Source organism: Streptomyces spongiae (genome assembly GCF_009377185.1).
Classification (GTDB): Bacteria; Actinomycetota; Actinomycetes; order Streptomycetales; family Streptomycetaceae; genus Streptomyces; species Streptomyces spongiae.
This window is the reverse complement of the sequence record NZ_VJZC01000641.1, coordinates 1-5,473: the sequence shown is the minus strand read 5'-3', so window position 1 is coordinate 5,473 and position 5,473 is coordinate 1. Positions and strand designations below refer to the sequence as shown.

General features: G+C 71.3%; 7 protein-coding genes. 3 read left to right on the top strand and 4 right to left on the bottom strand.

Going from position 1 to position 5,473, the window contains the following annotated elements; genetic code table 11:
- Positions 1–17 precede the first annotated feature (17 nt).
- From FNH08_RS43585 to FNH08_RS43575, 3 genes are all read left to right on the top strand, one after another.
- Complete coding sequence (locus FNH08_RS43585) at positions 18–743, top strand: TetR/AcrR family transcriptional regulator (RefSeq protein WP_152777041.1); 726 nt, start codon at positions 18–20, stop codon at positions 741–743.
- A gap of 24 nt (positions 744–767) precedes the next feature.
- Positions 768–1,130 (top strand): hypothetical protein, encoded by a 363-nt coding sequence (locus FNH08_RS43580; protein WP_322726404.1) that lies wholly within the window; start codon positions 768–770, stop codon positions 1,128–1,130.
- 103 nt (positions 1,131–1,233) lie between these two features.
- On the top strand, positions 1,234–2,403 hold the full coding sequence (locus FNH08_RS43575) for a C40 family peptidase (protein ID WP_322726403.1): 1,170 nt from the start codon (positions 1,234–1,236) through the stop codon (positions 2,401–2,403).
- Here FNH08_RS43575 and FNH08_RS43570 read toward each other — a convergent pair.
- The 4 genes from FNH08_RS43570 to FNH08_RS43555 all read right to left on the bottom strand — a co-directional run bounded on the left by FNH08_RS43570 (position 2,364) and on the right by FNH08_RS43555 (position 5,358).
- Positions 2,364–3,629: a styrene monooxygenase/indole monooxygenase family protein gene (locus tag FNH08_RS43570; RefSeq protein WP_152777040.1), complete on the bottom strand. Its 1,266-nt coding sequence runs from the start codon at positions 3,627–3,629 to the stop codon at positions 2,364–2,366. The genes FNH08_RS43575 and FNH08_RS43570 overlap by 40 nt on opposite strands.
- Positions 3,630–3,651: 22 nt before the next feature.
- Positions 3,652–4,227, bottom strand: coding sequence for a GTP-binding protein (locus FNH08_RS43565; protein ID WP_228034734.1), 576 nt, complete (start codon positions 4,225–4,227; stop codon positions 3,652–3,654).
- Positions 4,228–4,387: 160 nt separating this feature from the next.
- Positions 4,388–4,858 carry a DUF742 domain-containing protein gene (locus tag FNH08_RS43560; protein WP_152777039.1) on the bottom strand — a complete coding sequence of 157 codons (471 nt, stop codon included), beginning with the start codon at positions 4,856–4,858 and terminating at the stop codon, positions 4,388–4,390.
- Positions 4,855–5,358, bottom strand: coding sequence for a roadblock/LC7 domain-containing protein (locus FNH08_RS43555; RefSeq protein WP_152777038.1), 504 nt, complete (start codon positions 5,356–5,358; stop codon positions 4,855–4,857). Before FNH08_RS43555 ends, FNH08_RS43560 begins: the two co-directional genes overlap by 4 nt.
- Positions 5,359–5,473: the final 115 nt, after the last annotated feature.

Sequence of the window (5,473 nt, the reverse complement as noted above, 5' to 3'; positions counted from 1 at the left end):
CCGTTACGCTGCCGGTCATGACCCCCCAGGCCCCCACCCCCGCCTACCGGCGCCTCAGCGTCGAACAGCGGCGCAGCCAGCTGCTCAAGGCGGCCCTGGAACTGTTCGCCCACCGCGCCCCCGAGGAGGTCTCCCTCGACGACGTCGCGGAGGCGGCCGGCGTGTCACGCCCCCTGGTCTACCGCTACTTCCCCGGCGGCAAGCAGCAACTCTACGAGGCAGCCCTCCGCTCCGCCGCCGAGGAACTGGAGCAGTGCTTCGACGAACCCGCCGAGGGCCCGCTCACCGAGCGCCTGTCGCACGCCCTCGACCGCTACCTCGCCTTCGTCGACGAACACGACGCCGGGTTCAGCGCCCTGCTGCAGGGCGGCAGCGTCGTGGAGACCTCCCGGACGACCGCCATCGTGGACCGCGTACGGCGCACCGCCGCCGGACACGTCCTGAACCACCTGGGGGTGACGGACCCCGGCGCCCGGCTCCGTATGGCCGTACGGATGTGGATCACCTCCGTCGAGGCCGCGTCGCTGATCTGGCTCGACGAGGGCAAGGACCCGTCGGCGGACGACCTTCGGGACTGGCTGGTGGAGCAGTTCGTGGCGTGTCTCGTGGCCACCGCGGGACGCGATCCGCAGACGGCCGCCGTGGTGCGCGCCGCGCTCGCGACGGAGACCGCCGAGGGTGCCGTGGGCGGGCTCGCCCGGCGGGTGCTGCCCGTGGTGGGCGACGCCGGTCATCTGTGGTGACACGGGTGTGGTGACACTGGTGCCGTGAAGAGCGAAGACACTCCCTTCGTGGGCGGCCCGCTGGACGGGCGTGTCCTGCCGGTGCTGCTGGGGATCACCGGACATCCGCCCAAGACGTACCGGGTCCCGGTCCCGGACGCCGCAGGCGGCCCGCCGACCGTGCTGGTCTACCGGCGCGTGCCCAGGCCGCAGGCCGGGCGGTTCGCCCTGGGCCACAAGTGGCAGTACGAGTTCGACCCCGAAGGCCCCGACGGCCGCGAGGACCGGCCCCGGTGGCCGTGGTCCAGGCCGAAGCCCGACCGGAAGCCCGGCCAGAAGCCGGACGCCGTGCCGGACACCGCGCCAGACGCCACGCCGGGCGCGAAGGGCGAGGCCACGGACGAGTGACCTGGTTGGGCCGATGCGACCTCTCGGCATGCGGCCCCACCTCACGCGGCTCAACCTGCCGGTGCGCGGGTGGACCGTCCACCCCCGCTCCGGAGGTGATGACGTGTCAGGAAGGCTGCTACGTCTGGTCTGTACGGCGGCGGTCGCGACCGCCACGGCCCTCGGGCCCGCCCCGGCGGTCGCCGCACCCGAGCCGGCGGGATCGCTCGCCGCCGACCCCTCCTCCACCGGCCGCCCCGTCGCCGAGCTGCTCACGGACCTCCAGCGCCTCTACCGCGAGGCCGAGAAGGCAACCGAGGCCTACAACGCCACCGAGGAGAAGCTGAAGAACCAGCGGGCCGTGGTCGAGCGGATCGAGTGGCGGCTCGCCCGGGCCCGGCTCTCCCTGGACGACAGCCGGGGCAACGTAGGCCGGCTCGCGCGGCAGCAGTACCAGAGCCGTACCGACATCTCCCCGTACGTACGGCTGCTGCTGGCCCGCGATCCGCAGCGCGCCCTCGAACAGGGCCATGTGATCCGGCAGGTGGCGCTGGAGCGGGCGGAGACGGTGGAGCGGCTGGTGAGGAACGAGGAGAAGGCCGACCTCCTCGCCCGGAAGGCACGCAAGGCCCTCGACCTGCGGATCTCCCTCGCCGAGCGGCGGAAGAAGAAGCGGGACGACGTCCACGTGCGCCTCAGGGAGGTCGAGGAACTGCTCGCCTCCCTCACGAGCGAACAGATCGACCGGCTCACCGAGTTGGAGCGGAGGAAGGAGGCCGGGGCCCAGAAGGAGTTCGTGGCCTCGGGGGCGCTGAGCAGCGTACGACCGCCGACCGAGGAGGGGGCGCGGGCGCTGGAGTACGCCGTAGAGCAGATCGGCAAGCCGTACCAGTGGGGAGCCGAGGGGCCGAAGGCGTACGACTGCTCCGGGCTCACCTCGCAGGCCTGGGCGCACGCGGGGGTGCCGATTCCCCGGACCAGTCAGGAGCAGTGGGCCAAGCTGGAGCGGGTGCCCATGGAGCGGCTGCGGCCCGGGGATCTCGTCGTGTACTTCCCGGAGGCCACGCATGTCGCCCTCTACCTGGGCAACGGCCTGGTCGTGCAGGCACCGCGGCCCGGCACCCGGGTCAAGGTGTCGCCCATCGCCGCCAACCCGATCCTGGGAGCCGTACGACCCGACCCCCTCGGCGAGCCACTGGCGCGGTACACGCCGCCGAAGCTCCCCAAGGGGGCGCTGAACGGGACCGACACGGGCTACGCGTCGGCGGCGGCACCCGTGACCGAGGCGAGATAGGCCTCCGTCTTCGCGGGGTCGTAGAAGAAGTCCTCGAAGTCGGCCGGGTCGTTGAAGCCGTTGGCGAAACGGTTCGCCACCGGGGGCAGGGAGCCCGCGGCGCCGATCAGGTTGAGGACGTGCTCCGGAGGCGGGCCGAGCATGGCGTTGGTCCACTTGGTGACGTGCTGGGCGGTGGCCCAGTAGCGGTCGAAGGCCGACCGCATCCAGGTCTCGTCGAACTCCTTCTCGCCGTGCTCCAGGATCGCGGCCAGGTAGGAGGCGGCGCACTTGGACGCCGAGTTGGAGCCCTGGCCCGTGATCGGGTCGTTCGCGACGACCACGTCGGCGACGCCCAGGGCCAGGCCGCCGCCGGGGAGGTGGGCGACGGGGTTGCGGACGGTGGGTGCGTAACGGCCGCTCAGCACGCCGCCGGCGTCGGTCAGTTCGACGCCGGCGGTCCGCGCGTGCTCCCAGGGCACGAACCGCTCCATGAGTTCCAGGGTCAGGGAGAGGTGCTCGCCCGGGTCCCGGACGCCCTGGAAGACGTCGAGCGGGCCGCCGGGTATGCCTTCCCAGAACAGGATGTCGGCGCGGCCGGAGGTGGTGAGGGTCGGCATGACGAAGAGTTCACCGACACCGGGGACGAGGTTGCAGCGGACCGCGTCGTAGTCCGGGTGCTCCGGGCGCGGTCCCAGGCCGTGGACGTAGGCGACGGCGAGGGCGCGCTGCGGCTCGGTGAAGGGCGAGCGGGAGGCGTCGCGGCCGAACATCGACACCAGCTCGCCCTTGCCGGCCGAGACGAGGACGAGGTCGTAGACGCGGGAGAAGTAGTCGAGGTCGGACACGGCCGCGCCGTGGATGACCAGCTGGCCGCCGCGCTGCGCGAAGGTGTCCATCCAGCCGGCCATCTTCACCCGCTGGTCCACGGACTGGGCGTACCCGTCGAGCCTGCCCACCCAGTCGATCGCACGCTGTGTCGGGCCCGGGTCGTGCGAGCCGGGGGCCGCGACCGAGACGCCGAGCCCTTCGATCTTCGGGGCCTGGGACTCCCAGAAGTTCAGCTGGAGATCGCGCTCGTGCTGCAGCGCCGTGTGGAACATGCACTGCGTCGACATGACCCGGCCGGTGCGGATCTCGTCCGCCGTCCGGTTGGACATCAGGGTGACCTCGTAACCGTGTGACTGGAGTCCGAGGGCGAGCTGGAGTCCGGACTGGCCGGCTCCGACGACGAGTATCTTCCGCATGCGGGGGTGTCTCCTGGTCGTACTACTCGGGCAGGGAGGCTATCGCGTGGGCGCAGAGAGCCAGCAGGGTCTCGGTCACTGATCTCCGGCGCCGGGCGTCCATGATCATGACAGGTACGTGTGCGGGGACGGTGAGGGCCTCGCGCACGTCGTCGGGCTCGAACCGCTCGCTGCCCTCGAAGTGGTTGACCGCGACGACGTACGGCAGTCCGTAGCTCTCGAAGTAGTCGAGGGCCGGGAAGCAGTCGGACAGGCGGCGGGTGTCGGCGAGGACGACCGCGCCGATCGCGCCGCGCACCAGGTCGTCCCACATGAACCAGAACCGCTGCTGGCCCGGCGTGCCGAACAGGTAGAGCACCAGGTCGTCGTCGAGCGTGATGCGGCCGTAGTCCATGGCCACCGTGGTGGTGGTCTTGCCGGGGGTGGCCGTCAGGTCGTCGGTGCCCTCGCTGGCCTCGGTCATCAGCGCCTCCGTCTGGAGGGGCCTGATCTCCGAGACGGCCCCGACGAGCGTGGTCTTGCCGACACCGAAGCCGCCCGCCACCACGATCTTCGTCGCGATGGGGGCGCGGGTGACGTCCTTCTGCCAGGGTTTCAGCTCCTCCTCGGGCTCGGTGGGAGGAGCCGGTCTCCGGGAGGCGCGGGGGGAGACGGGATCTTGCGTGACACCCCGGGGCGCGGGGGGTCGGGAGACGCCGGCCAAGGCGTCGGAGCCGCCGGCGGGCGCGGCGGCGGGGGTGACGCCCGGGGAGGAGGCGTCAGAGGCGACGGAGTCCACTCAGCACCCTTTCCAGCAGAGCGCGGTCCGGCTGTGCCGGTGCGTGCTCTGTTCCGTACACACGGATCTTTCCCTGGTCCGCGAGATCGCTGAGGAGGACACGGACCACGCCGAGCGGCATTCTCAGCAGCGCGGCGATCTCCGCCACCGTCCGCATGCGGCGGCAGAGTTCGACGATGGCCCGCATCTCGGGCATCACCTTGGTGTTGAGTGAACCATTCGTCAGTTCCCGCCGCTCATCGGGGGCTTCGATGGCGGCGACGAACGTCTCGACGAGCAGGACGTGACCGAAGCGGGTGCGGCCACCGGTGAGGGAGTACGGGCGGACCCGGGCGGGTTTGCGGTCCCCGCCGCGGACCGGGAGCTTCGTCCGGGAGCTCTGCTCGACCACGCCCCGTTTCCCGGTGGTGTCGCGTTTGGGTGGTTTCCTGGACGCCTTCGAGCCGCTCATCGCGCGCTCCCGGCGGTCTCCGACTCCAGTGACTTCCGTAGCTCACCGCGCAGTTCGGGGGTCAGGACGTGTCCGGCGCGGCCGACGAAGAGCGCCATGTGGTACGCGACCACGCTCATGTCGCAGTCCGGGGAGCCGTGCACGCCGAGCAGTGAACCGTCGCTGATCGACATGACGAAGAGGCTGCCGTGGTCCATCGCGACCATCGTCTGCCTGACCCCGCCGAAGTCCATCAGTTTGGCGGCGCCGATGGTGAGGCTGCCGATGCCGGAGACGATGGTGGCCAGGTCGGCGGCGGAGCCCCGGGGGCCGGTGGGTTTACCGGTGTCCACCTGCCGTGCCTGGGCGTTCCTCCCGGGGTCGGAGGAGAGCAGGAGCAGGCCGTCGGAGGAGACCACCGCGACCGACAGCAGGCCCGGCACCTCCTCGACGAGGTTGGTGAGCAGCCAGTGAAGATTGCGGGCTTCGTTGCTCAGTCCGAAGGTACTGGGCGCGGTCAACTGCTTGCCTCCTCGGATGTGCCCCCCGATGTGTCCACTGCGTCGTGCTCGTCGTGCCGTCGCGCCGCGGGCAGCCTTGTTTGCCGCGTGTTCCCCGTATCCCCCGTATCCCCCG